General features: G+C 68.1%; 19 protein-coding genes and 2 pseudogenes. 6 read left to right on the top strand and 15 right to left on the bottom strand.

From position 1 onward, the window contains the following. Together ACTWQI_RS26620 and ACTWQI_RS26625 are read left to right on the top strand one after the other, a co-directional pair. A partial coding sequence (locus tag ACTWQI_RS26620) for a beta-galactosidase domain 4-containing protein (RefSeq protein WP_443274293.1) occupies positions 1-1415 on the top strand: 1415 nt, incomplete at its 5' end. Next, positions 1412-2599: an MFS transporter gene (locus ACTWQI_RS26625; RefSeq protein WP_443274294.1), complete on the top strand. Its 1188-nt coding sequence runs from the start codon at positions 1412-1414 to the stop codon at positions 2597-2599. The genes ACTWQI_RS26620 and ACTWQI_RS26625, both read left to right, overlap by 4 nt. A 27-nt stretch (positions 2600-2626) precedes the next feature. Here ACTWQI_RS26625 and ACTWQI_RS26630 read toward each other — a convergent pair whose 3' ends face one another. From ACTWQI_RS26630 to ACTWQI_RS26640, 3 genes are all read right to left on the bottom strand, one after another. Further along, the gene (locus ACTWQI_RS26630) at positions 2627-3127 is read right to left on the bottom strand and encodes a hypothetical protein (protein WP_443274295.1); all 501 of its coding nucleotides are present in this window, start codon (positions 3125-3127) and stop codon (positions 2627-2629) included. Next, positions 3124-4806 (bottom strand): PHP domain-containing protein, encoded by a 1683-nt coding sequence (locus ACTWQI_RS26635; RefSeq protein WP_443274296.1) that lies wholly within the window; start codon positions 4804-4806, stop codon positions 3124-3126. The genes ACTWQI_RS26630 and ACTWQI_RS26635 overlap by 4 nt, the downstream gene beginning before the upstream one ends. Before the next feature lie 106 nt (positions 4807-4912). Beyond that, on the bottom strand, positions 4913-6136 hold the full coding sequence (locus ACTWQI_RS26640) for an RNA-guided endonuclease InsQ/TnpB family protein (protein ID WP_443274297.1): 1224 nt from the start codon (positions 6134-6136) through the stop codon (positions 4913-4915). A 360-nt stretch (positions 6137-6496) separates the two neighbouring features. Here ACTWQI_RS26640 and ACTWQI_RS26645 point away from each other — a divergent pair, with 360 nt between their 5' ends. Further along, positions 6497-7159, top strand: a complete 663-nt coding sequence (locus ACTWQI_RS26645) for a glycoside hydrolase (RefSeq protein ID WP_443274298.1) — start codon at positions 6497-6499, stop codon at positions 7157-7159. On the opposite strand, the gene ACTWQI_RS26650 is transcribed toward ACTWQI_RS26645, so the two are convergent. The 9 genes and pseudogenes from ACTWQI_RS26650 to ACTWQI_RS26690 all read right to left on the bottom strand — a co-directional run bounded on the left by ACTWQI_RS26650 (position 7132) and on the right by ACTWQI_RS26690 (position 18044). Beyond that, complete coding sequence (locus tag ACTWQI_RS26650) at positions 7132-9069, bottom strand: DUF2264 domain-containing protein (protein WP_443274299.1); 1938 nt, start codon at positions 9067-9069, stop codon at positions 7132-7134. The two genes, ACTWQI_RS26645 and ACTWQI_RS26650, sit on opposite strands and share 28 nt — an antisense overlap. A gap of 4 nt (positions 9070-9073) precedes the next feature. Next, positions 9074-10075: an L-glyceraldehyde 3-phosphate reductase gene (gene mgrA / locus ACTWQI_RS26655; RefSeq protein ID WP_443274300.1), complete on the bottom strand. Its 1002-nt coding sequence runs from the start codon at positions 10073-10075 to the stop codon at positions 9074-9076. Between the two features lie 73 nt (positions 10076-10148). After that, a complete protein-coding gene (locus ACTWQI_RS26660; protein ID WP_443274301.1) occupies positions 10149-11582 on the bottom strand; it encodes an RICIN domain-containing protein in 1434 nt (477 codons plus the stop codon). After that, entirely contained in the window at positions 11579-12358 is a 780-nt protein-coding gene (locus ACTWQI_RS26665) for a glycoside hydrolase family 43 protein (protein ID WP_443274349.1), read from the bottom strand. Before ACTWQI_RS26665 ends, ACTWQI_RS26660 begins: the two co-directional genes overlap by 4 nt. A 30-nt stretch (positions 12359-12388) precedes the next feature. Further along, positions 12389-13468, bottom strand: a pseudogene (locus ACTWQI_RS26670) (glycoside hydrolase family 43 protein); the annotation flags it as partial. Beyond that, positions 13465-15303 carry a family 43 glycosylhydrolase gene (locus ACTWQI_RS26675; RefSeq protein WP_443274302.1) on the bottom strand — a complete coding sequence of 613 codons (1839 nt, stop codon included), beginning with the start codon at positions 15301-15303 and terminating at the stop codon, positions 13465-13467. The pseudogene ACTWQI_RS26670 and the gene ACTWQI_RS26675, both read right to left, overlap by 4 nt. Before the next feature lie 54 nt (positions 15304-15357). Next, positions 15358-15651, bottom strand: coding sequence for a hypothetical protein (locus tag ACTWQI_RS26680; RefSeq protein WP_443274303.1), 294 nt, complete (start codon positions 15649-15651; stop codon positions 15358-15360). 103 nt (positions 15652-15754) lie between these two features. Beyond that, positions 15755-16864, bottom strand: a pseudogene (locus ACTWQI_RS26685) (glycoside hydrolase family 43 protein); the annotation flags it as partial. 205 nt (positions 16865-17069) lie between these two features. Next, positions 17070-18044: an aldo/keto reductase gene (locus tag ACTWQI_RS26690; RefSeq protein WP_443274350.1), complete on the bottom strand. Its 975-nt coding sequence runs from the start codon at positions 18042-18044 to the stop codon at positions 17070-17072. A 489-nt stretch (positions 18045-18533) separates the two neighbouring features. Between ACTWQI_RS26690 and ACTWQI_RS26695 the strand changes: the two genes are divergently transcribed. Both ACTWQI_RS26695 and ACTWQI_RS26700 read left to right on the top strand, forming a co-directional pair. Beyond that, the gene (locus ACTWQI_RS26695) at positions 18534-20003 is read left to right on the top strand and encodes a glycoside hydrolase (RefSeq protein ID WP_443274304.1); all 1470 of its coding nucleotides are present in this window, start codon (positions 18534-18536) and stop codon (positions 20001-20003) included. 272 nt (positions 20004-20275) lie between these two features. Continuing rightward, positions 20276-21652 carry a cellulose binding domain-containing protein gene (locus tag ACTWQI_RS26700; protein ID WP_443274305.1) on the top strand — a complete coding sequence of 459 codons (1377 nt, stop codon included), beginning with the start codon at positions 20276-20278 and terminating at the stop codon, positions 21650-21652. Positions 21653-21749: 97 nt separating this feature from the next. On the opposite strand, the gene ACTWQI_RS26705 is transcribed toward ACTWQI_RS26700, so the two are convergent. The 3 genes from ACTWQI_RS26705 to ACTWQI_RS26715 all read right to left on the bottom strand — a co-directional run bounded on the left by ACTWQI_RS26705 (position 21750) and on the right by ACTWQI_RS26715 (position 25089). Then, the gene (locus tag ACTWQI_RS26705; protein WP_443274306.1) at positions 21750-22856 is read right to left on the bottom strand and encodes a pectate lyase family protein; all 1107 of its coding nucleotides are present in this window, start codon (positions 22854-22856) and stop codon (positions 21750-21752) included. A gap of 47 nt (positions 22857-22903) precedes the next feature. Beyond that, positions 22904-23710: a GH12 family glycosyl hydrolase domain-containing protein gene (locus ACTWQI_RS26710; protein ID WP_443274307.1), complete on the bottom strand. Its 807-nt coding sequence runs from the start codon at positions 23708-23710 to the stop codon at positions 22904-22906. Positions 23711-23796: 86 nt separating this feature from the next. Beyond that, the gene (locus ACTWQI_RS26715; protein ID WP_443274308.1) at positions 23797-25089 is read right to left on the bottom strand and encodes a hypothetical protein; all 1293 of its coding nucleotides are present in this window, start codon (positions 25087-25089) and stop codon (positions 23797-23799) included. A gap of 140 nt (positions 25090-25229) precedes the next feature. On the opposite strand from ACTWQI_RS26715, the gene ACTWQI_RS26720 reads away from it, so the two are divergent. Next, complete coding sequence (locus tag ACTWQI_RS26720) at positions 25230-25907, top strand: TetR/AcrR family transcriptional regulator (protein ID WP_443274309.1); 678 nt, start codon at positions 25230-25232, stop codon at positions 25905-25907. The last annotated feature ends 34 nt before the right edge of the window (positions 25908-25941 follow it).

Raw genomic sequence — 25941 nt, forward strand, 5'->3', positions numbered from 1 at the left:
GCGGCCTGAGCGAATACCAGCGCCTGTTCACGACGTACGAGCGCTGCCAGGGCGGTTTCGTCTGGGAGTGGATCGACCACGGCATCGCCCGCCACACGGGTGACGGTGAGCCGTGGTTCGCGTACGGCGGTGACTTCGGCGAGGAGCTCCACGACGGCAACTTCGTCTGCGACGGCCTCCTCTTCCCCGACCGCACCCCCTCCCCCGGCCTGATCGAGTACAAGAAGGTCATCGAGCCCGTCCGGATCGAGGACGACGGCAGCTCCGGCACCGTACGGATCACCAACGGCTACGACTTCGCCGACCTGGCCCATCTCGCCTTCGAGTGGTCCTACGACGTCGACGGGGAAACCGTCGAGGCGGGGCCGCTGTCCGTGCCCGCCCTGCCCCCTGGCGAATCCGCCGACCTCAAGCTCCCCGCTCCGCCGGTCACCGACCCGGCGGCCGGTGAGACCCAGTGGACGGTGCGGGCCGTACTCGCCGAGGACACCACCTGGGCTAGGAAGGGCCACACGGTCGCCTGGGGTCAGCTATCCACTGTGTCCCGACCGACCCGCCCCGCCGCGACCGGTGCCGCACCGCACCCGGGAAGCGAGCTCATCACCCTCGGCCCGGCCGCCTTCGACACGGCCACCGGCGCGCTCGCCCACCTCGGGGCCGTCCCGGTCACCGGACTTCGCCTCGATGTGTGGCGCGCCCCGACCGACAACGACAATGGCGCGCCCTGGCAGCCCGATGAGCGGTACGGGCTGATCTGGCGGAAACTGGGCCTGCACAGAATGCGACACCGCCTCGATGACGTGCTGTTGGAGGACGATGCCCTGGTCGTACGGACCAGGGTGGCCCCCGCCGCCACCGATCTGGCGCTGCTCACCACCTACCGCTGGACCGCGGTCCCGGACCGGCTGCGCCTGACCGTCTCGGTCACGCCCGAAGGCGAGTGGAGCTGCCCGCTGCCCCGGCTCGGCATCCGCTTCGGCGTGCCCGCTTCGTATGACTACGCCACGTGGTTCGGCGGCGGTCCCGGTGAGGCGTACCCCGACACCCGGGCCGCCTCGATGCTCGCGCGCTGGCAGATGGAGGTGGACGAGATGCAGGCCCCGTATGTCCGCCCACAGGAGAACGGCGCCCGGGCGGACGTCCGCTGGGCGCAGCTGTCGGACGGGAACGAGGGCATCCGGATCGAGGGCGAGCCTCCCTTCTGGTTCAGCGCCCGCCGCTGGACCAGCGAGCAGCTCGACGCGGCGGAGCACACCCCGGACCTCGAGCCGTCCGACACCGTCTGGGTCAACCTCGACCACGGACAGCACGGCATCGGCTCCCAGTCCTGCGGGCCCGGCGTGCTTCCCCAGCACCGGTTGGATGTCGCACCCGCCGAGTTCTCCCTCACCTTCTCGCCCTTGGTGAGCAGTTGACCCAGACCCGTGAGCGGGTCGCGCAGTCCGTGGCCGGGCGGCAGGCGTTGTTCAGCCGCCCGGCCACGGTCGCGTCATGCGTCGGTTTCGTTCTCATCGGGGCGCTGCAGGCCCTGTACGGGCCCGCTGTTCCCGCCCTCCGCGAGGAGTTCGGGCTCTCACCCTCGTCGGCCGGACTCGGCCTCAGTCTGCACTTCACGGGCGGCGTCGCGGGCGTCCTTGCCTTCAACGCGATCCACTCCCGGATCAGCAACAGGGCGCTGCTCGCGGCGAGCTACGCCCTGATGGCGGCAGGCGGCGCGGGCTTCGCGTTCGCCCCGGACTGGCCGCTCGCCCTCGCCGCGGCCTTCCTCGGCGGCCTGGGCTTCGGCGGTATCGACTACGGCCTCAACCAGCTCTTCGCGGTCGGCTTCGGCGACCGGTCGACGGCGATGCTGAATGTGCTGAACGCGCAATTCGGGATCGGGGCGGTGCTCGGCCCGGCGCTCATCGCCGGGGTGGGGTACGTGTACGCCTTCGGGGCGTGTGCCGTGCTGTCCGGGGCGCTGATCCTGTGCACGGGCGGCATACGCAGCGAGGCACCCGTGACATCCGAGGACAAGCCCGCTGCCGATGACGGTGGCGGTGGCGGTGGCCTCCTCTCGCGCGTACTGATCGGCTTCCTCGCCCTCTACATCCTCAACGTCGCCGTCGAGGCGGGCGTCGGCGGCTGGGAGCCCACGCATCTGGAGACCGTCGGCTTCAGCGCGACGGTCGCGGCCTCCGCCACCTCTGTGTACTGGCTGATGATGACCGTCGGCCGCTTCCTCGTCGTGCCGATCACGCTGCGGTACTCGCCCGAGCGCATCCTCACGGTCTGCGCGGCCGGGATGACGGCGTGCCTGCTGCTCGCGCTGATCCCCGGGGCGGCCCCGTGGGCGTACGCGGGTGTGGGTCTGTTCATCGCGCCGGTCTTCCCGACCGGGCTGTCCTGGCTGAACCGGGGTCTGCCGCAGGCCAAGCGGGCCGGCGCCTGGGTGATCGCCGCGTCGATGATCGGTGGGGTGGCGGCTCCGCCGCTGCTGGGCGTGGGCATCGAGGCGTCCGGCATCCACGCGGTGCCGTGGCTGCTGACCGTGCTGTCAGGGGCCTCGCTCCTGGCGACCGTGTGGCTGATCAGACTGACCCGGAAGCCCGCGGCATGAGCGGCAGACCACCGCATTACCGGTGGCTCAGTGGTCCGCGCAGCACGGCGTCGGGTCCGGTACCTCGAAGGGGACCAGGAGGCCGTCCGCGGCCGGCATGGCGGTCAGCACCAGTTCTCCGGCGCGCCATTCCGGGCGCACGTGGTCCCTCGTCATGATCCGCTGGTCCGGCGGGGGTTCGCCTGGCGCACCCAGGACGGTGACGAGGTCGATCGCGGAGCCCGAGAGGAGTTGCCCGACGGTGACCGTGCCGGTGAGTTCACTGACACCCGGGTAGAGGACAGCCCGGCCCACCTCGTCGGGTGTGCCGGCCGTCACCTCGTACCCCTTAGCCGTGAGCCGCTCCACAGCCTCCGCGGACGTCCCCGTGAACGACAGTACGACCCGCGGCCGCTGCCCGCGCACCAGGTGTGTGCAGCCGAAGACGCCCTCGGGGAGTGCGAGTTCGGCTGCTAGGGCCAGCAGCAGGTGGTCGGCCGTGCGCAGGTCGCGTACGTCGGCATCGACAACGATGACGTACGGGCTCACGAGGGCAGGACCCACACGGGGTTGGAGTAGAACCACAGGTCGTTCCACGGGTCCGCGTCGCCGACGACGTCGATGGCCGGGCCGGACGGGTCGACTGCCGCGCCCATGAGGCCGGTTGCGGAGCGGTTGCCGTCGGTGCCGCGCAGGCGGACGTACAGCGGGCGGTCGACCGCGCCGAGGGCGTACGTGAGACGGACCGTGCCGGTGGACTTGTGCACGTCGTACGACCGGACCACCTTGGCGGTCGGTGCGGTGAAGGTGTCCTTGTCGGCCGCCGTGCCCGTGACATCGCCCTGGATGATATCGATGCGGGCCAACTGCGGTATGAATCCGGCCCAATTGGGACCACCCGCGAGCGCGACGTCGACCGTCAGCGTCACCTTCGTGCCCTTCCTGACGTGCAGCGCGCCGCCGAGCGTGGCCCAGCGGCCGCCGCCCACGAGGCGGACGTCGAGGCCGCTGAGGAGCTGCCCGTGGTCGACCCAGACGCGTCCGGCGCGTATGCCGTCCATGACGGCGGTGTACGAGAAGCCGGCGGCGCCGACATGGGTGCGGCTGTACTGGCCGGGCCAGTAGTCGCCCTCGGTGAGGTCGATCTTTCCGCCGTAGACGGGGTCGGTGTGCTTGCCGTTGGCGAGGTAGTCACTGTCGGGGCCGCCGCGCTTCACGGTGTCCGTGTACACGTTGTGCGAGTCGGAGTTAGCGGTGATCCACCAGGGCTTGCCCTCGGCGAGGAGGCTGTCCCACAGGCCGCCGATAGTGGCGGTCATCCAGTCGAAGCCGCCCCATGTGCGGTAGCTCTCCAGCGGATAGCCGGGGAAGGAGTTGGCATCCGGGCTGCCGTCGTAGAGGCCGCGGGCACGGCCCATGCCGACCGACTTCTCGATGCCGGCGGCCTGGTGGCCGGGCGCGCCCTCCATGCCGACCGCGATCCGGTGGCCCGCGGACGTCGCGTCGCGCCAGGCGCGGATCTCGTGCGGCGAGTCGATGCCCTTGCGCGCGGGGTGGTTGGCGAGCATCAGGATGTCCTTGACGCGGCGCCGCTGGACCTGCTCCGCAAGGAAGTTGAGGCCCGCGATGGCGAGCGCCTCGTTCGCGAGCGTCGAGTCCCCGGCCTTCTTCACTCTGCCGTCGTACGAGGTCTCGAACTCCTTGAGGACGGCGACCTCGTTCCTGCCGGGGTGCACGAAGACGGTGCCGTGCTCGGCGGCAGGGATATTCCACTCCAGGCCCTGGAAGACGAGGGTGTCCTCATACGCGGTCCGGGCCTCCTTGATGTCCGGGTTGACCTTCTCGACGCCGATCTTGGCGTGGGTCTCGTTGCCGTGGTCGGTGATGACCATCCAGTCGAGGCCGTGCCGTGCGCCCTGGCGGACCTGGTCGGTGACGCGGTACTTGCCGTCGTTGCTGTACTGGGTGTGAATGTGGTGGTCGCCGGCCAGCCACAGGAAGCCGCCTCTCCTGCCGGTACGGCCCGGGGACGCGGCCGCGGCGGGCACGGCACCGCCGCTCAGCACGCTCGCCCCGGCGAGGCCGGCGCCGAGCAGCCCCGCGCGGCGCAGCATGGACCTGCGGGACATTTGCGCGGGCGTCAATTCCGTGTCGGCCACGGACAGATCCAGGGCCGGGGGAAGGGAGTCGACGGACGCTTCATCGTGGTCATGGTGATGGCTCGTCATGAGCGCGAACCATAGACGGAGACGTTGAACGTGAGACCAACATTGACTGCTCCCCTCCCTGAAGGGAGGGGATTCTCTCCTTCCGGGCTGAGCGGGGATTCCTAGCTCACGCTGCCTCCCGAGGCAGCGCCTCGGGAGGTCTTCTGCGATCAGCACTAGCCGGGGCCAGACCAGCCCGGACCAGCATCACGCGGGCGGAGTTCTTATCCCTGGGGGATACGGCTCCGCACACGGTGCAGGCATACGTTCGTTCTGAGAGAGGTAGTGCGTGCTTGGTTCTCGCTCCGCACTGCGCACAGTCCATCGTGGTGTGCGCGGGATGCACGACGCGGACGTCCCGCCCGTGCTTGCGGCCCATCTCGACAAGGGCAGCCTTGTTGGCGCTGATAGCCGCGTCAGCGGCCTTGCGGGCCATGGTGGTCTTGGCGAGGAACTTCGGCCGGAAGTCCTCGACCGCGATCGCGTCATGGTCGGTCACGACCTTCTTGGCCCACTTGCGGGCGGTGTCCTGCCGCTGCCAGGCGGTCTTCTTGTGCAGCTTCGCGGCCTGCGCCTGGGCCTTTCGGTAACCCCGAGACTGGGCCTTGCCCTTCGGAGCGCGCCGGCGGGCCATCATCCGCTGATAGTGCGCCAGCCGCTCGGCGGCCTTCTTTCCGAGCTCGGCGTGCGGCAGGTCGTGGTCGTCACTGGTGGTGGTCGCAGTCTCCTGCACACCCCAGTCCACGCCGATCACCGCGCCCGTGGCGGGCAGCGGCTCGGTCTGTGCGGGGACAACGAAGCTGACGTACCAGTGGCCAAGACTGTCTTGGTAGACGCGGACGCTGGACGGGTCGGCGGGAAGGTCCCGCGACCACACCACGGTCAGGACGATCCCGCCGGCCAAGTGCAGACGGCCGTCCTTCAGCCGGAAGCCACGCTTGGTGTAGTTCAGCGTCGGCCGGGCCTCGCGCTTCTTCTTCCACCTGGGCATCCCGGCCCGCTGCCGCATCGGCAACCGGTCCTTGATGTCCTTCTGCGCCTTCGCCCGCGACTTACCGAAGTCCGGTATCAGTTGCTGCTGCGGAACGCTGGACCCCTCGCACAGCCACGGCGTACGAGCGCGGGCCTCGGTCAGCATCTTGTCCAGCCGCGCCGGACCACACGTTCGCTTCTCGCCCGTGGCCTTGTTGTGCGCGTACATCTCCTTGGACTTGGCGACGCACTCATTCCAAATCCACCGGCACCGGTCCCACTCCGAACCCAACGCGGCGCGGGCGGTAGACGACACGCGCACACGGTAGGTGTACCGGGCGTGCCCGGCATCCTCGCTCGTCTTTGCTGCCGTCGTCATGATCCTCAAATTACCTGGGAAGTACGACAGTTGAGAGTAACTTGATCTTGGTGGACTGCCTCACCACCACGGCAGGTGGACGACGCATCGCCCCTGACGGCGATTGGTCTTCCCCTGTCCTGCTCCGCAGGAGTCCGATTCGCCCCCGCAAGCGGGAGGTACCCCCACCCCGGCCTGAAGGCCGGGGCATCCTCGGAGGAACGAAACATTGAGCCTTGAACGATTCCTCACCGTTGCCGCGGCCCTCACGGCGGCGACGGCCATGGCCGGCAGGCCACGCCCGGCACCTGCCGCGCAGCATGCGGCCTGGGAGGATGTCATCAAGGACTCCTTTGGGAGTTACCGAGCCTTCGAGGCGGAATGGAACTATCGGTATCCCTGGGGCTCGGACCACAACGGCACCGCCCGATGTACGGCAGCCCGAGCGACCACAACCACATCTCCCTCAACCAAGGAGTACTCACCCTGCAGACGACGCGGATCTCCTGGGACGAGGGCAACAGCAGCTCCCCTCCGTACCTGCCGATCCGCTACCACTCCGGCGCGGTACACGCCAAGAATCAGATCGTGGTGACCAACCAGTTCCCGCAATACGAGGTGAAAGGCGAGTTCCAGGCGCCGAGCACCCGGGGGACCTGGCCCGCGTTCTGGCTTACCGGGGTCAACAGCTGGCCGCCGGAGTGCGCACGACACCCTGGAGTTCAAGGGCAACACCAACAACTGGTTCAGCACCTTCCGGACGGCCTCGGACCTGTCGACCACCATCGTCCCGGTTTCCCCTCACCGGGCAGCTCGCACCGTTACCGCGCCTGGCTCACCAAGGTGAACGACAGGGACGTGGACATCCACTACTACCTCGACGACGCGTGGAAGGCGGTCCACCGGGCGGCCGGCTGGGTCGGCAAGCCACTGCGGCTCATCGTCAACCTCCAGATGGAGGGCTCGTCGGGCTCCCCGGGACCGGATGGTGCCACCTACTACCGCACGCGCGACGTCTACGTGGGCCGTAGTCGCGCATCCTGACCCAGGACGTCCAGGACAACAAGGTGAGCGCCAAGCCCTGATCCCGGGTCCGGTCGGGTGAGGCGGACACGGTGGACCGTACCGTCGGCCCAGGTGGCGGTCAGCTCGTACGCACCGCGAACCCGTGCCACGCCCACGGTCACCGCGGCCTGCAGCGGCAGCGGGTCCGGTTCGGCGGTCAGCCGGGCGACGCAGACGAAGAGGTCGCCGTCCACATCACCCGTCGTTTCACCGGAGAGGGCAGGGACCGTGGCCCGCCGGGTGAACGCCGTGTGGGTGGCCGGCAGGTCCGCGGCGGGCGAGAGCCCGTGCAGCGCCAGGAGTTCCGACCGTGGGGAAGAGGAGTCGGCCGGGTCCACAGCCCAGCCGGTCTGGCGGACCCTCGTCCCGGATGCGGCGCCCGTCACCAGATGGGCGCGGATCTCGGCCGCGCCGTGCGCCAGTACGAGGCCGGTGATGAGTGCTTCGCCCGCCGGGCCCCCCTGGTCGCCTTCTCCGGGCAGGCGCGGGCGGTGCCAGGATGCGGCCCAGTCGTCGCCGGCGCCCAGGGGCCGCAACTCCTCGCGCAGCGAGACCCGTTCATCCTCGACCAGACCGAAGTGATTGTCCGGCGGGGCACCCAGCGGCACCGGACCGGTGGTCGTGGAGTAGGCGAGCCGAGTGTAGTAGGGGTCATACCGGGAGTCCTCGCTGCCGTGGTTGTGCAGGCGTACGAGACCGTCGGCGGCCGTGGACTGGATCAGCCAGTTCGGCGCCCGTAGGGCGGTCACGGCATCGCCGCGCTCCGCGGGTCCCGGTTCCTCGGCGGCGGTCCACACCGGGTGTTCCGCGGGGAGCAGCAGGCCCAGAAAGGCCTTGCTCGCCCAGTACGGCGAGGCCGGCCCCGAATAGCCCTGCAGTACGCCTTCGTACGGCCCGTGCCAGCCCAGGCTGAGCAGCCCGCTGCGGTCATCCACCGCGCCCCGGTCCAGGAAATAGCGCAGCGCGCCGGAGGCGAGCCTGCGGGTGGTGCCAGGGGTGAGCGGGGTGTGCTCGGTCAGGGCGCCGAGCCAGAGCGGGGCGGTGGTGGCCATCCGGTAGGTGAGCGAACGGCCCTGGTGCATGGGGGCCCCGTCGCCGCCGAACAGCCGTGCGTAGTCGGCGAGATGGACCGCCAGCCGCCCACCGTAACGGTCGAGGAGTTTCTCGTCGCCGGACAGCCAGGCTTCGAGCACCGGATACAGGTGCATGGCCCAGCCGTTGTAGTTGTCGAAGGCGCGGCCCGGCCCGTCGGTGTACCAGCCGTCGCCCACGTACCAGGGTTCGATCCGCTCGAGGCCGCGGACGACCGCCGCCCGCGCGGCAGCGGTCTCGTACCCCGCCTCGGCCAGGAAGCCACCGACGGTGACGGCGAACAGCTCCCAGTTGCAGGGCCAGGCCTCCGCGGTCAGCGCGTCCGCCAGCCAGCCCGCGGCCCGGTCCCGTACGCCGTCGTCCAGCCGGTCCCAGAGCCACGGCCGGGTGAGCCGCAGCCCCAGCGCGATGGACGCGGCCTCGACCAGGGGCTGGCTGCGGTCCTGGATCGGCGGCCAGTCTTCCGTCCCCTCGCCGCCGGGCGCCAGGGTGCCGGCGGCGAGTCCGTCCCCGTAGCGCTCCATCAGCCCGGCCGGGTCGGCCCCGCGGGCGCCCGCGACCCGGAAGGCGGCGAGCAGGAACGTACGGGCATAGCCCTCGAGCCCGTCCGAGCGACGGCCCGACCAGCTGGTCCGGCCGCCGGGCAGGTGGTAGAGCGCCCGGCGAGGAGTGGCGTAGGGGGCGACGGCGGCGACCAGCCGGTCGGCCGCCGTCTCCCAGTGGGCGCGGGTCCAGCCGGTGTAGGGGCTGGTGCGCCGGTCCTCCTCGGGTAGTGCGAAGGGGTGGTGTGAGGTCACCGGATCAGCACACCCCGATATCGGCCGAGAGCCGGTCGATCTCGGCCACATCGGCCTCCGTGACGACCGGTGAGTCGAGCACCGCGATGTTCTGTTCGAGCTGGGCGACGCTGCTTGCGCCGATCAGGACGGAGGTGACGCGCGGGTCACGCAGCACCCAGGACAGTGCCAATTGGGCGAGAGTCTGGCCGCGCCCCTGGGCGAGTTTGTCGAGCGCATGCAGGAAGGCGAGCTTCTCCTCGGTGAGCGCGTCGCGTTTGAGGAAGTGGCCGATGGCCATCCGGGAGTCGGCCGGGACGCCGTCCAGGTAGCGGTCGGTGAGCTGTCCCTGCGCGAGCGGGGAGAAGGCGATGACTCCTGCGCCCGCTTCGGCGGATGCGGCCAGGAGCCCGCCTTCGATGCCGCGGTTGAGTATGGAGTACGGGTGCTGGTTGATGAGCAGTGGGGTGCCGAGCTCCTTCAGGACCTGGGACGCCCGGGTCATCTGCTCGGGACTGTAGTTGGAAAGGCCCGCATAGAGGGCCTTGCCCTGGCGCACCGCGGTGTCCAGCGCCCCCATCGTCTCCTCGATCGGGGTGTCCGGGTCGGGGCGGTGGGAGTAGAAGACGTCCACGTAGTCGAGGCCCATGCGGGTCAGCGACTGGTCGAGACTGGCCAGGAGGTACTTGCGGGAGCCTCCTTCACCGTACGGGCCAGGCCACATGTCGTACCCGGCCTTGGTCGCGATGAACAGCTCGTCGCGGTACGGGCGGAAGTCCTGCGCGAAGAGCGTGCCGAAGTTGGCCTCCGCACTGCCGTAGGGCGGTCCGTAGTTGTTGGCCAGGTCGAAGTGCGTGACGCCGAGGTCGAAGGCGCGGCGCAGCACCGCGCGCTGCGTCTCCAGGGGACTGGTGTCACCGAAGTTGTGCCAGAGGCCGAGGGAGACCTTGGGCAGGAGCACTCCGCTGCGGCCGCAGCGTTGGTACTGCATGGTGCGGTAGCGGTCGCCCGCGGCGAGATAAGGCATGCGTCGTCCTTGCTCATCAGGTTCGGGGTGATGCCGAGCGGGCCCACGTCGGCCCGCCCGGCATCAGGGAAGATCAGGCGATGCGTTTCCACTGTTCATTGCTGCCGCCCGTACAGCTCCACTGGGCGATCGCCGCCATGTTGGCCGTGGACTCGTCCAGCACGTCAAGACATTTTCCGCTGTGCCGGGCGAGCAGCCGGACGTAGCCGCTGCCCGCGTCCTGGACCTGCCACTGCTGGTGGGTGCCACTGCCACAGGTCTGCTGTTCGACGACCGCGCCGTCCGCCGTGGCGGCGCCGCGCACCCCGAGGCACAAGGAGCTGTGCCTGGCCATCAGCTGGACGTGACCGCCGCCGACGTCCTTGAACCAGAACTTCTGGTTGCCGCCGCCGTTGCAGGTGTACTGCACGACGGCGACAGCCGGGTGGAGGGACTGGTCCGGGACATCGGCGCACTTGGAGCTGTGCCGTGCGGTCAGGGATTCGTACGGGCCTCCGCGTCCGCCCACCGTGCCGGCCTCGGTGTCGATCGTCAGCTCCGGATACCAGTCCATGGTCATGGATGTGGCGGTCGGGAACTTCAGCGGCAGCCACACATAGCGCGAGTCGTTGACCGTCTTGCCGAAGGAGTTGCCCCACCGGTCGCCCATATACAGGTACGAGGTCTCCCGCCCGCCCTGCACCGGCAGGACGTATGCGGTCTGCGACCCGTACGCGGTGGCGTCGCCGACGTTCCGCATGGCGCTCCACGGGCCTTGGAGGCTGGCGGCGGTGGCGTACTTCTGCTGGTTGGGGTTCCAGTTGGTGGCGCCGGAGGTGAGCATGAAGTAGACGTTTCCCCGCTTGAACAGCGCGGGCGCCTCTCGGTGGCCGCTCGGCCACGGATTCCCCACCAGGCTCCGGGCGCCGAGGTAGTCATCGGTCAGCCGGTAGATGTGCAGGTCGTAGTTCTCCCGCGCCGCCGAGATCATGTAGCCGGTGCCATTGGAGTCCTGGAAGAGCGTGATGTCACGGGACATATGGCCCAGCGGACGGAAACTGCCCTTCCAGGCGTAATCACCGTCGACGGTCGGTGAGGTGGCGACCGCGGCTCGGGCCTCACCGTAGTCCCTGCCGTTCTCCTTGTGCATCCACATCACGAACTGCTTGGTCTGCTGGTTGTAGATGACCTTCGGCCGCTCGATGTTGGCGAGGGCGAGCTCGGGGTGGGTGGCCTGGGTGAGGACGTGATGGCGGAATTCCCAGTTCTTCAGATCCTTTGAGCGGTAGGCCGAGACGTAGCGGAAGGTGTTGTCGGCGTTGCGGTTCTCGCCGAACCAGTAGTAGTACGCGCCGACTTTGATGATCCCGCCGCCGTGCGCGTGGACTGGGCCGCCCGAAGTGTCGGTGAACTGGGTGCCGTTGGTGACTGCCACGGGTGCGGCCTGGGTCGGCCCGGCCGGCAGCAGGACGCCGGCCAGACCGATGCAGAGGGTCGCCACCAGGGCTCGTAGCCGTCGGTGCCTCACGGCAACCGCTCCTTCAGTACGGTGAAGTGGCGGGCGAATCCAGACAGGTCGGGCAGCTGACGCCTCGGGGTCCAGGTCTTGAAGCCGTCGCGGCTGTCGCAGTAGTAGTACTTTCCGTCGCGGTAGGCGTCGAAGTAGATCCGCCAGCCGCCGTCGTCGAGGCGCACCAGCGCCTGTCCCTCGTTCCAGCTGCCGAAGCCGGCCCAGTCCCCGGTCCCCTTGAAGGTGTACGGGCCGGTGAGCGCGGGCGCGGTCGCGTACTCGATGTATTTCGTCGTCTCCTGCTTGCAGAAGGCGTGGTACATCCCGCCGTCCCTGACGACGAAGGTGTCGATGTAGTTGGAGTTGTGGATGCCCCGCAGCACGACGGGCGGCGCCCACGTGGACAGGTCGGCCTTGGTCGCCCGCAGCAGGTGGGGGGCGAAGTCCGTCAGGTCGTTGGTGGTGAGCGAGACGATGACGTTGACGCTGCCGTCCTCGTCCACGAACCACTCGGGCGCCCAGGTACGGTCCAGGCCCGCCATCGGGATGGTGTGGTTGCGCACGAAGGTCCAGTTGACGCGGTCGCGGCTGCGCGCGAAGCCGATGGTGTTCCCGGTCCAGTTCGTCGTGTAGACGATGTAGTAGTAGCCGTCGGTGTGCTTGAGGATGCTGGGGTCCCGGATGAGTCCGCTCGGAGGCGTGTAAGCCGGGCCTTTCAGCAGCTTGTACGTCGTCGCGTCGGCCGACTCGTACACGTACATGTTGGATTCGCTGGTGTTGGTGAACGCGGTCATCGTGTAGCGCGTGACGGCCGCGACACCGTCCGCCCGTGTGTCGGCGACGGGTATCCCGAAATCGGGAGTGCCGTCCGCCTTCCAGCGCAGGGGCTGGATGCGGGTGTGCCGGTTCGGGTCGTTCAGCGGGTCGCCGGTGATCTCCTTGTACTGGCGCGCGTGGTAGACGAGGACGTCGGTGCGGCCGTCCTCGGCGACGGTGAAGGAGTTGTGGCCGGGACCGTACTGCTTGGTGGTGTCGTTGCTGGTGAAGACCGGGACGGGGGACTTCTTCCAGGACGCCGCCTTCATCAGGTCGCTGTCCGCGTCGGCGGTCAGCAGGCCCATGCAGTAGTTGTGGTCGGTGGCGCTCGCGGAGTACGTCATGAAGACCCGGCCGCCCCGCTGGATGACCGAGGCGCCTTCGTTGACCTTGTAGCCGATGCACTCCCAGTCGTATTCGGGTGTCGACAGACGTACCTGCGGCCCGGTCAGGGTCCACGGGTTGGCCATCTTCGAGAGGAAGATGCCCGTGTTGTTGTCCATCCCGGGCTCGTGCTGCGCCCAGGCGAGATAGCGGGTGCCGCAGTGGACGAACGTGGTGGCGTCCAGCGAGAACGTGTCCCAGGCGGTGGTGATCCGCCCCTTCTCGGTCCACGTTCCCTGGAAGGGGTTGGCGCTCGCGTTTTCCAGGACCCACATCCGGATCTTCCAGACGTCGTCAGTCCGGCCGGCGGCGAAGTAGATGTACCACTTGCCGTCGATGTGGTGGATCTCCGGGGCCCAGATGTGGGCACCCGTGTCGCCGCTGGTGTGCTTCTTCCAGATCACCGACTCCTGGGCTTTGGCCAGCCCGCGCAGGGTCCTGGAGCGGCGCAGGATGATCCGGTCGTACTCGGGCGCGGTGGCGGTGAAGTAGTAGAAGCCGTCGGTGTGCCGGTGAATGTGCGGGTCGGCGCGCTTGCGTACGAGAGGATTGAGGTACGGGGCGGCCTTCGCGGCATCGACCCGCTTCTCGGGTACGGCGCCGTGGGCGGCCAGGCCCCTCGCTCCTGCCGCCACCCCCAGGGTCAGGGCGGCTCCCTTCAGCATCAGTCTGCGACTGGGCTCTCGCTCTCCACTGTGGCTCATGAGGTGGTTCCCTTCACCGGGTTGATGCCACGCTGGGTGGGTTTGATCACGCGGATGGTGCCGTCGTCGTTGAACCGCATCCGGTCGATGGCGACCTCGCGGTGGGTGCCGTCGCCGCCAGGGCGCGCGAAGCGGTGGTAGACGATGTACCACTTGTCCCGTCCCGGTACCTGGATCACCGAGTTGTGCCCGGTGCCGAGGATCTGGTCGCTCTCGTCCTTGCTGAGGACGGGGTTGGTCGCGGCTTTCGTGAACGGGCCGAGCGGAGAGTTCGAGACTCCGTACGTCACACGGTAATTCGGACTGCGGGTGTCATCCTCGGACCACATCGCGTAGTAGCGGCCCTTGCGCTTGAAGACGGTCGGCGCTTCGTTGTAGCCGGGGGGAGTGATCTTCACGGGCTGGGTGGCGAAGGACACCATGTCGTGGCCCAAACGCGCGGCCTCGAAGCCGCCCTGGCCGAAGTAGAGGTATGGAGTGCCGTCGTCGTCGATGAAGACGTCCGGGTCGATGGACTGGTGGCCGAATTCGCCCTTGGCGACAAGCGGCTTGCCGAGGGCGTCCACGAAGGGGCCCTTGGGGCTAGAGGACTTGGCGACGCCGATGGACTGGCAGGCGCTGAAGTACATCCAGTACGTGCGGCCCTTCTTGACGACCGCCGGGGCCCAGGCGTTCTGGTGACACCAGGAGAGGTCGGCGAGGTCGAGGGCTGTGCCGTGCGCGGTCCATTTCACCAGGTTTGGCGAGGAGAAGCTCTTGAAGCGAGTGCCGCTCCAGCCCGGGTGGCCGTCCTCGGTGGGGTAGATCCAGTACCTGCCCTTGGCGTACATCACATCGGGGTCGGCGTGGTAGCCCGGCAGCGCGGGGTTGTTGTCCTTGGGCAGCACGGTCGCGGTCTCCTGGATGACCGTGCCGTGGCGCACGACGCCGGACAGGGCGGGGAGCTCCTTCTTCGGCGTCCAGTGCTCCAGGTCCGTACTGTCGCTGTAGTAGTACTTCTTGACGGTGTAGCCGTCCATGAACATGCGGTAGCCGCCGTTCGGCAGCCGGACGATGGTCTGGCCTTCGAGCAGGTCTCCCCAGCCGGCCCAGTCACCTTTTCCCTTGAAGGTGTACGGGCCGGTGACGCGGTCGGCGACGGCGTGCTCGATGACCTCGCCCGTCGCGTTCTTGGTGAAGGCGTGGTAGGTCGCACCCCTGCGCACGATGTACGTGTCGATGTAGCCGTTGTAGTCGGTCGCGCTGGGGTGGATGCCCCGGAGCGGTTTGGGCTTGCTCCACTTGGTGAGCGTGTCGTCGAGCGCGGTCAGGATGTAGGGCTGGAAGTGCCGGTAGGAGGTCGGCCCGGTGGAGAGCGAGACGACGATGCGGACCTTGCCGTCCGGAGAGTCGGTGAAGAACTCCGGGGCCCAGGTGTTGTTGGCCGCCACCCCGTGGTCGATGTCGGCGACATGCGTCCACTTCCGGCGGTCCTTGCTGGTGGCGATGCCGAAGGTCTTGCCGGTCCAGCCGGTGGTGTACGCGACGTAGTAGCGGCCGCCGCGCTTGATGACGCTGGGGTCGCGGACCAGGCCGGCCGGCGGGGTGTACGCCTGGTCCTGGACGGACCAGAAGTTCTGGGCGTCGTCGGAGCCGTAGACGTACATGTTGCTCTCGCTGCTGTTGGTGAACGCGGTGAACAGATACCGCGAGACGGTCTTCGGCGGCTTTGCGGCCGGAGCGGGCTCCGCACCGGAGGATCGGCCGATGCCGAGCGGTACGGCCGCGACCAGAAGGGTCATCAGTGCCAGGAGCAGGCGGATCGCGCTCCTGGGTCTGGCTTCGAGCAGTGGCATGGGTCGGGTCTCCTACCGATGGTCCGGGCCGTATGCGCCCCTGACCGCAACTGATCATTTTTGTTGGGGGATTAAGCGTTCTGGGGTCATCGGACGGCCCCGTGATGCGCTGCAAAACTTTCGAAGACGGTCGCGCGCCTCGACGTTCGGGATATCGACGTTCGGTATATCGACGTTCGGGATTTCAGCGCGTTCGGGCTTACCATGTTCGAGATTTCGAAAATTGGAGGGTCTACGTGCGCCAATTCCCGTGGTGTTCACGCCGCATTGATGCGGGGCTAATGTAGGAACCGGCTGCTGCACTGTCAATGTTTCGATGGGTTGAATGGCATCATTCGAAACATTCATCCTGCCGGGTGCAGCTCCCGGAAACGCCAAGATCCCGTCCGATCAGCCAGATCGGACGGGATCTCGTGCACCGTTCCCGAGGCATTGAGTGCGGCTGTCAGCCGTACTGCTTCTTCAGCCGGTCGTACTCGGCCTGGGTGACCGGCAGGACCGTGCCGTGGCGGGGTCGGCCGGGCAGGGCGTAGTTGGACGACCGGGTCCACTTGCCGGAGTTGAGGTCAGTGGTCTCGAAGGGTATGTAGCCGCGGCCGCCGTACTCGTCGATGAACTGGTACCACTTGTTCTGGGTGTTCGACTTGAACACCAACGGCCCCTCACCTCGGCTGATCGAGCCCCTGCCGATGCAGTCGGCGATGAAGGTGTACCTGGTGTTCAGGACCCAGGCCGACTTGTCCGCGGTGATGAATTTGCCGCACGTACCCCCGTCGCGCTCGTCCTTCGTGAACCGGTAGTAGTGGCCGTTGTGCTTGATCATCGTGGAGTCGATGACCGAGTGGCCCGGGTTGTACCACGTCTTGGCCGCGCTGAACGTCGTGAAGTCGCTGGTGGTGGCGTACAGCATGCGGTTGTACGTGTTGCCCGTGTGGTCGGGGTCGTTCGCGGCGTAGATCTTCGAGGCCCAGTAGACGACGTACTTTCCGAGGCTCTCGTCGTAGGTCGCCTCCGGCGCCCAGGCGTTGCCGGCGGTGTCCGGCGCGACCTTCGACAGGTGCTGGTTGGTCCACTTCACCAGGTCGGTGGACTCCCACACCACGATGCTCTTACTGCCCTTGCGCTGCGGGGTGTCCCAGTCACCGCTGCCGTACTGGCGCTGGTCGGTGGCAAGCAAGTAGAACTTGTCGCCTTTCGGAGACCGGATGATGAATGGGTCACGCGCGCCCTTTTTGCCCACGGTGGACGCGAGCACCGGCTTGCCGCCGTTGAGTTCCGTCCAGTGCAGGGGATCATTGCCCTTGCTCAGCGCGTAGTAGACCTGCTCACCATTCGAGTACCCCTCGCCTGTGAAGTAGACGAAGAGATACCCGGCATAGGCCGGTGCCGCCTTGGCTTTCTCCTGAGGCCAGCTGACAAGCGTGGCCGCGGTAGCAGCCAAGGAGAAGGCCACGATCCCGGCAAGGCGACGGAGACGGCGTCTGCCTCGCCTGTGCTGTGGCAGCGACTGCGTGCTGTGCCGATCTGTCGGAGGCGTCAGAGGGTGGTCGGTTTCTGACATGAGTTCACCTCTATCGTGATGCGGTATGTCGACGACGTGTCGTCGTCGCGGTGGCCGTGCAGTGGCCATGGGCAGATGTCAGCCGGACGAAACCCGGCTCACCACGCCGGGGTGTTCGTCGGCGGGCGCGTCGTCGGGACAGAGGCACTCTCCAGGACCGCCCGCTCTTGCCAGGCGAGATGGCGCTCGGTGACGGCGTCATCGCTCACCATCGGTGGGCCACCTGAGGCGCGATCAGTTCGTCGTAGACCTCACGTACCGCGCGCTGCGCGTCGTCAGACAACGGCGGCAGGTCCGCGGCGGCTGCATTACCGCGTGCTTGTTCGGGGTTTCGTGCGCCCGGGATGACCACGCTCACGCCGGGCTGGTCGATGATCCAGCGCAGGGCGAACTGGGCCATGGTGACGCCGGGTGGTACCAGGGGAGCCAGCCGGCGTACCGCTTCCAGGCCTGTGGTGAAGTCCACGCCGGAGAAGGTCTCGCCGATGTTGAAGGCCTCCCCGTGCCGGTTGTACGTGCGGTGGTCGTCGGCGGCGAAGGTGGTGTTCTCGTCATAGCGGCCGGACAGCAGGCCGCTGGCCAGCGGTACTCGCGCGATGATGCCCACGCCCGCCTCCCGGGCCGCCGGCAGTACCTCGTCGAGGGGCCCGAGCCGCACCATGTTCAGGATGAGCTGGACGCTGGCGACGCCGGGACGCGCGATCGCAGTCAGCGCCTCGGCCCGGGTCTCCACACTCACCCCGTACGCCGCGATGCGTCCTTCCTCCACAAGGGTGTCGAGCGCGTCGAACACCGCGTCCGTGGAGTACACCACGCTGGGCGGGCAGTGCAGCTGCACCAGGTCCAAGGTGTCCACGCCCAGATTGGCCCGGGACCGGTCGGTCCACGCCCGGAAGTTGTCCAGGGTGTAGCTCGCCGGATCCTGCGGCATGACGCGCCGGCCCATCTTGGTGGCCACAGTGATCCCCGCGTCCGCCCGCGACTTGAGGAACCGGCCGATCAGCTGCTCGCTCCGCCCGTCACCGTACGCGTCCGCGGTGTCGATGAAGGTCACGCCGGCGTTGGCGGCTGCCGACAGCACCGCAAGGGCCTGATCCTCGTCCACCTCTCCCCAGTCGGCGCCCAGCTGCCAGGCCCCCAGCCCTACTACGCCGACCCGACGGCCGGTGCGGCCGAGCATTCGATCTTCCACCGTGAATCTCTCTCCTGTCTGGTGTCGGCCGGCGTTGCGGCGGTACCGCGATCAGTCCTGCGGTACCGCCGCAACGCGGCCACACGGAGGTCCGCCCGGCCCACTGGTCACCGCGGGGTCGAGGGCGGCTGGCAGGCGCCGTCAGTCGGGTCTGATGAATTGATTCGGGAAAGCGCTTGCCATCACACACCGTAAGGTCGATCGACGGGTGCGGCAACGGCTCGGACGGGACCAGTCGCAGTGCTTCCCGCAATCAACGCCTATTACCTGTGCCTTTCTGGGAAGGCGTCAACCTTGGCAGGCTTTTGTCCGTTAGGCGACTTTGGCGTCAGCTGCGGGCGAACCTGCCAGTCACCACAGACTCGTGCGCGGGAAGGACTCAGTGTGCCAGCTGACAGAAAGCGCTGTCATGGATCTGGACAACGTTCTGGCGCGCTTCGATCCTTTCATTGGTGACATGGACAGGAGAAGAAGACCATGATCAGACGCAGAACGATGCTCACCGCGGCCGCAGGCGGTCTATTGGGCAGTGCGTCGGCGACGGGCACCGCCCGGGCCGACGCGACCGTCGGAATCAACCCCGGTACGACCTACGGGAAGTGGGAGGGATGGGGCACGTCGCTCGCCTGGTGGGCGAACGTCTTCGGGCAGCGTGACGACTTCGCAGACGCGTTCTTCACCACCAAGTCCGTTGCGTACGGCGGCCGTACGCTGCCCGGCCTCGGGCTGAACATCGCTCGATACAACCTCGGCGCATGCAGCTGGAACAGCGTGGACGGCGAGCGGATGGTCGAGTCGCCCAACATCCCCGGCTTCAAGCAGATCGAGGGCTTCTGGCAGGACTGGCGCAACGAGGATCCCATGTCGGCGGCCTGGGACTGGACCGCCGACGCGAAGCAGCGCGCGGCCCTAGTCAAGGCAACTCAGCGGGGCGCGATGAGCGAACTGTTCGCCAACTCGCCGATGTGGTGGATGTGCCTCAACCACAACCCGTCAGGCGCCGCGAACGGCGGCAACAACCTCCAGTCGTGGAACTACCAGCGGCACGCCTATCACCTGGCGGTGGTGGCCCGTTACGCCAAGGACCACTGGGGCGTGAACTTCACCACCGTGGACCCCTTCAACGAGCCGTCATCCAACTGGTGGACAGCCACCGGAAAGCAGGAGGGCTGCCACATGGACGCGTCCGTCCAGGCGGCCGTGCTGCCGCATCTGCGCAGCGAGCTCGACAAACGCGGCCTCACCGGCACCTGGATCTCCGCATCCGACGAGACCAGTTACGACCTGGCCCGCACCACCTGGAACACGTTCAGCTCGACGACAAAGGGGCTCGTCAACCAGGTCAACGTGCACGGCTACCAGGGATCCAGCGGACGCCGCGACCTGCTGTACAACGACGTCGTCACCACCGCGCGCAAGCGCCTGTGGAACTCCGAGTTCGGCGACAAGGACGGCACCGGCCTCGCCATGGCGAGCAACCTCTGCCTGGACTTCCGCTGGCTGCACCCGACCGCCTGGTGCTACTGGCAGGTCATGGATCCCTCGCCAGCCTGGGCGCTGATCCACTACGACCCGGACACGCTGCGGCCCGGCGCCGTCCAGACCAAATACTACGTACTGGCCCAGTTCACCCGGCACATCCGCCCGGGGATGCGCATCCTGGACACCGGGGCCGGATACGCAGTTGCGGCGTACGACCCTGGCCAGCGACGGCTGGTGGTCGTCGCCGTCAACTCCGGTGCGGCGCAAACCCTGACGTTCGACCTCTCCCGCTTCGGCCGCGTCACCGGGGGAGCCGGCGGGCTGGTCCCGCGATGGAACACCCTCACCTCGGGTGGCGGCGATCTGTACACCCGCCGCGAGGACACCTACCTCAGCGGCAAGCAGCTCCGCGTGCCCTTCGCGGCCAGATCGGTGCAGACGCTGCAGATCGACGGCGTGGAGTGAGCGGTGAGATCGCGCATGCCGGCGCCGGACTGCCGGGGAAAGCCGTCCAGGTGCTTGCCAAGGGCGACCAATGTCATGCAAGATTCAACGACCTTCCTCGCCCGAGGCGGACGACCGGCGCCGACGGCCTTTCTGCCATGCGACCTGCCGCGATGACCACCGACCGTGACCGCCCGGGCAGGAGCTCCGCTGCTTCTCAGTGAGGGACGTGCTTTATGTCCGACCGTCCGTTCCCCTCGGACAGTGCCCGGGAACCGTCCGAGTTCGCGGTAATGACAGAGCATTGGGACGCGGTCCTGTGCTACGCCGACATCTGCACCGTCACCACCGCGGACGGTGTCCGTCTGGCCACCGAAGCATGCGCCCGAGCCCTGCGGGAGGCCCGCGAGCTCCGCTCCGGAAGCACCCTGCCGCTGGCCTGGCGCCCCACCTTGCTCAGAGCCGTACACGACACGGCAGTCACCTGGCAGGCCCGAGAAGATGGCGACCGGCTCCACCCGGAACTGCGCATCCGGCTGGCCACCGAGGCAGCGCGCCCCACCACGGCTCGACGACGGCGGCCGCTCGCCCTGCGGGCCTTTCAGGACATGCCGACCCCGGACAGGTCCCTGCTGTGGTACGTCGAGGTGGAATCACAGCCGGTCGCGGCAGTGGCCGAGACCCTGAGCGGCGGTCCGGCGTTCGCCGAGGCCGAAATCTCCCGCGTCCGCCAAGCGTTCCGGCAGCGCTGCCTATGGGCCCATGCCGCCGCTGTCGAGAACGAGATATGTCGTGGCTACATCAGGCTGCTGGACGTGGCCACGCGCACACCAAGCTCGCCCTCGTGCCCCGATCTCAGGCAGCATCTCCCGCAATGCGATGACTGCTCGGAGGCCGCCGCCTGCCTCGCCCTGCACGAAGGCGAGGTGCCCGGCGCACTGGCCACCGGCCTCCTCGGCTGGGGCGGACTCGCCTACCTCGAAAGCCGTCGCCAGGCCGCCGCCGACAGCGCGTACGGCGACCGGACGGCACCGAGGCACCGGCGGGCCACCCGTGGCCGTGCGGGATGGGCCAAGGTGGCTTGGATCGGGGCCTTGCTCACCGCCGCCGCGCTCCTGGCCTTCCTCATCACGCTGATACCCATGTCCTCCGGGTCCGACGTCGCCACGCCCGTAGCCCCGACCGTGAGCAGCAGCCAGGAGAACGTGGGATTCGAGACTCTGGCTCCCGTCGAAGAGGTGTCCCCCTCGAGGTCCGCCGACAAGAGCCGGTCCGCCAAGCCGCCGTCCGGCGCTGAGCGGCCCCGTCCCACCAGCACTACACGCCGGCCCAAGCCGACATCCACGCCCCCCGCACCCGCCTGCACGGCCCGCTACAAACTCGTCAACCAGTGGGAGGACGGCTTCCAGGCTGACGTGGTGATCACCTACAACCGGCCCCTCAACGGGTGGCAGCTCACCTGGTTCTTCCCGGATATGCAGCACATCTACCAGATGTGGAACGGCCGTTATTGGCAGTACGGTCCCTCGGTCACCGTCCGACCGGTCGACTACAACACCCAAGTGGCCGCCAACCAATCCATAACGGTGGGCTTCCTGGCCAAGTCGCCCTACAGGTACAACTCCGCTCCCAGCGACTTCGCGCTCAACGGCCGTCGCTGCGCGATGTGAGCCGCGACCGCGGGGAGTTGATGTCGGTTTCGCCACCGCGGCCGTCGCAGCCGCGGTCGGGGTTGAACATCAGGTACGTACCGGAGGAGCAGGAGCGCTAGGTGCCGATCTTTCCCGTGCCGGCGCCCCCGCGGACGATCGCCGGTACGTTGGCCGGCGGGTCCAGCGAGTACGGGTAGTAGGCGCGCGGTTCTGCGACGTTGCCGTTCGTCTCGCACGGTCCTGAGCCGACGAAGATGTTGTTGCGCTGCACCAGCCGGCCCGGGCCGGAGTCGGCGTAGCCACTGGCCGAGTAGCAGGGGTGCGGCACATTCTCGACGTAGTTGCCCTCGACCATCACGCCCGCGTTCATCGTGGACGCGACGCCGTACAGCGCGTTGCCTCGGTAGTAGTTGTTGAACACATGCACCGGCTCGCCGAACCGGACCCGGGGGTGCCGCTGCCGTGAGCCGTCGAAGTAGTTGTGGTGGATCGTGACCTTCAGGTGGCCGGTGTCCTGGCCGGCGTTGCCGTCGGAGTGTCCGATCAGCATGGTCTTGTCCGTACGGTTGAACCAGTTCCACGAAACAGTCACGTACTCGGCTCCCCGGACGATGTCGATCGCCCCGTCGGCCGGGGAGACGAACTCGTTGTGGTCGATCCAGATGTGATGCGAGTTCTGCCCGACGTTGACCGCGTCGTCCTCGGCGTCGGTGAACTTGATGTTGCGGACGATGACGTTGTACGAACGGTAGAAGTCCAGCCCGCCGCCGTTGATGACGGCCGACGTGCCCTCCCCGACGATCGTCTTGTTCGGGCGTACGCCTTGCTTGCTGGTGATGTTGATGGTGCCTCGCACCCGGATGACCAGCGGGCCGACGGTGTCGATGTACTCCAGGAACTGTTCGGACGTAGTGGCCGTGACCGTCGGACCTCCGGCACCGCCCGTGGTGCCGTTCTGGCCGAGCGCGTTGACGTCGGCGAAGCCGGTCGGCTCGTCGGCCAGCGGCCTGTCCGCGTACGCGCTGCCGCCCAGCCCCACCACGGCGAGCAGTACGCCGAGCATGAGGGCCGACACTCCGCTGATGGCCCGTAACGACGATGACGACGTCATGATGCTCCTCCCTTTGAGCGACTGGATCTTGCCGACACCAGCACCGCCACGGTCGATCGTGGGCACGTCGACCGGGTCGTCGACCGCGAACGCCACCAGTCCTCGATGCACGGATCGGACCGGTCCACCCGCCGTACGGACCGGTCCGATCCGCGGTCTCAGGTGACGTCGACGGAGTACGCCTTCGTGTCCAGCCGACCGGTGCCGCGGAAGACCTCGGTGCCCGCTTCGATGCCGGAGATGTACTTGCTATTGCTCAGCAAGTTGCGGCGGACCAGCTCGTGGGTGAAGTCGTCGAGGTTCAAGGTGGCCTTGGTGGTGTTGGAGGTGCGGACGAAGGAATGCACCTTCCAGCCGATGTCGCCCTCGTAGAGGTCCCACGTGGCGCCGCCGAGGCTGACGGTCGCGACCTTCGAGCCGAGGGGTCCGGCGCCGCCCTGCCGGTTGAGCCAGATCATGAGCTCGTCGGTCGGCTGGTCCGGCCAGTCAGCGTTGTTCTTGTTGTGCAGCCAGAGGTCGTACGCGACGTTCATCGTCCCCGGGTTGGAGCTCACGGAGAACTCCCAGCGAGTATTGATCGGCTTGCGGTCTCCGACGCGGACAGGCAGTTCGGTGGACGCCTTGTCGACCTTCCACCCCCAGTGCCAGCCGAGCACGGAGCTCGAGTAGGACTTCACGGAGTTCTCCTCGCCGGGCTTGCTGGTCCAGCTGTAGTCCGTGCCCCATGAAATGGTGTTGCCGTTGCGGGAGTTGTCCCAGACGCACTGGGTACCGGTGCCGTCGTTCTGGCCCCAGAGGTTGTTGTTGATGTAGTACTTGCCCATCGTGATCGTCTCGAAGGCGCCGCACTTCCTGGCGTCCTCGCCGGCCTGGGCGACGGTGACGGAGGCGGTGGCCGCGAGCACGGCCGACGTCGCGATAAAGATCTTGGCCCGTTTCGTCAAGCGGAGGCGCCGGGGCTGCATGGGGGGTGTTCCTTCCGTGGGCGGGGGCCTACGCCTGTCAGTGGCCGCCATGCGCCGGAAGGTTGCCTGGGTCACCGGGTAACTGCTCAGCCCTTGGAGGGGTCGAGGGACGCCAGAGCCTCGTCGGTGAGGGTGCCGGGGCGCTCGCGCTGCGGGAAGTGGCCGGTGGGGACTCGGGCGACCTCCTTCGCGGTGGCGTAGTCGATCACCGACACCTCGTTCTCGTTGGCGAGCGAGACGAAGCAGTGGCGGCCGTCGGAGCCGGTGGCGGTCCAGTACGGCAGGGCGTCGGTGTCGTAGTGGACGTATCCGTCGGCGCTCAGTCCAGGACGGTCGACGATGGCGACGTAGTCGTCGATGGTGCCGGCGACACAGAGTTTGTTCTCACCGCGGTTGATGGCCATGCCGTGGTGGGCGGAGTTCTGCGGGTAGTCGTCGGGGCGGTCCTTCGCAGCCTGCTCGCTGAACGGCATCTCCACCCGGCGCGTGATCTTCCCGGCGGCCAGGTCGTACTCGACGAAGCCGTTGAGGTACGAGAGCTGGGCGTACATGGTCTTGTTGTCCTCGGTGAAGACCGCAGGGCGGACGCCGTACTCGAAGTCATAGGTGCGCAGCGGCTTGAAGGTCTTTCCGTCCACCGCCGTGACCTGCTTCTTGCCCTTGAGTCCGTTGAGCCACTTCGGCAGCGAGGTGACGCCGATGCTGGAGTTGTAGAGCACGCTGCCGTCGGGCGAGTAGTCGTTGGCGTGCGGATACGTGCCGGTGGCGAAGGTCGTGACGAGCTTGCCGGTAGCGGTGTCGAGAACCTCGGACTTCCCCGCGGTGAGCGCCGAGACGACGAACCTGCCGCCGTCGGCGGAGAGGGCGGCATGGTCGGCCTTGAACCCCTCGGTCTCGTGGCGCCAGAGCATCCGGCGGCTCGCGATGTCGAACGCCGCCACGTCGGACAGCACACCGCGCGAGACGTACAGCGTCCTGCCGTCGGGCGACACGGCCATGTCGTCGACGAGTTTGCGGTAGCCCTGGGTGGAGTTGACGATCTCGTAGCCCGCCCGCTCGATGGGGTCCATCTCGGCTATGCGCTGCTCGAGATCGGGCACGGCGTCGAACGAGCCGAGGTTCTCGAAGGTGCGGGAGTCGATGAAACTGATCGTCCCACCCTGGCCGTTGCCGACGAGCATCACATCGTGCAGGGGGCGGCTTTCCTCGCCCGCGGCGGCGGTGGTGTGGCCGCCGGTGATCGCGGCCACGGCAGCCAGCACTGCGCCGAAGCAGATCGCGCGGCGGACCGGGTGCCGGCCGGCGAGGACACTCCTCGCGGTCGGGGCGGGCGTGCCGGGGGCGGATCTCGTCGGAGGGGAGGGAGCGGGACGGCGCATGGGGGGTCCTCTGGGGTGGGGGGCGAATCTGAAAAGGTTGAAGCTCACACAACTGCTGTTACCGACGGTAAGGGGCCCTTCCGCGTCTCGACAAGTGGCCTGCAGCAGGAAAATGGCGAGCAGCGGCAAGGGAGTTGACCGTGGCGGGCAAGGTGAGGCGGCCCACCGGCCGGTACGCGGGCCGGTCGACGCAGGATCGGCGGGCGGAGCGGCGGCAGCGGCTGCTCGACGCCGGGATGCGGCTGTTCGGCGACAGCCCCGGCTACCGCGCCACGTCCGTGGCCGCGCTCTGCGCGGATGCCGGGCTCTCGACCCGCCAGTTCTACGAGGAGTTCCGCAGCCTCGAAGAGGTGCTGGCCGCTCTCCATCTGCTCGTCAACGACTGGGCGGAGCAGGCCGCGGCGGAGGCGCTCGCCGAGGCGTCCGGCCTCGGCCTCGAGGAGCGCGTGGCGGCGGCGTTCCGCGCGTACGCCTCCGCCGTCACCTCCGAGCCCCGGCGGATTCGGATCGCGTTCGTCGAGATCGTCGGTGTCAGCCCGCAGTTGGAGCACCAGCGGCTCAGCCGACGGTCGCGCTGGGTGGAGTTCATCCGCGCGGAAGCCGAGGCGGCAGCAGAGCGCGGAGAGGCCGCGCCACGCGACTACCGGCTGTCGTCCACCGCGTTCATCGGCGCCGTCAACGGGCTCCTCCATGACTGGAGCGCAGGCTGGGTCGACGCCACGCTCGACGAGGTCGTCGACGAACTGGTCCTGATCCTCCTTGCCATGCTCCTCCCGCCGGGGCGGCAGACCGCGGGCGGCCCGGTCACGAACGGGTAGGCGGCGGACCGACGGCTACGGGCCCTCGACGCCG

The organism is Streptomyces sp. KR80 (assembly GCF_052245555.1).
GTDB lineage: Bacteria > Actinomycetota > Actinomycetes > Streptomycetales > Streptomycetaceae > Streptomyces.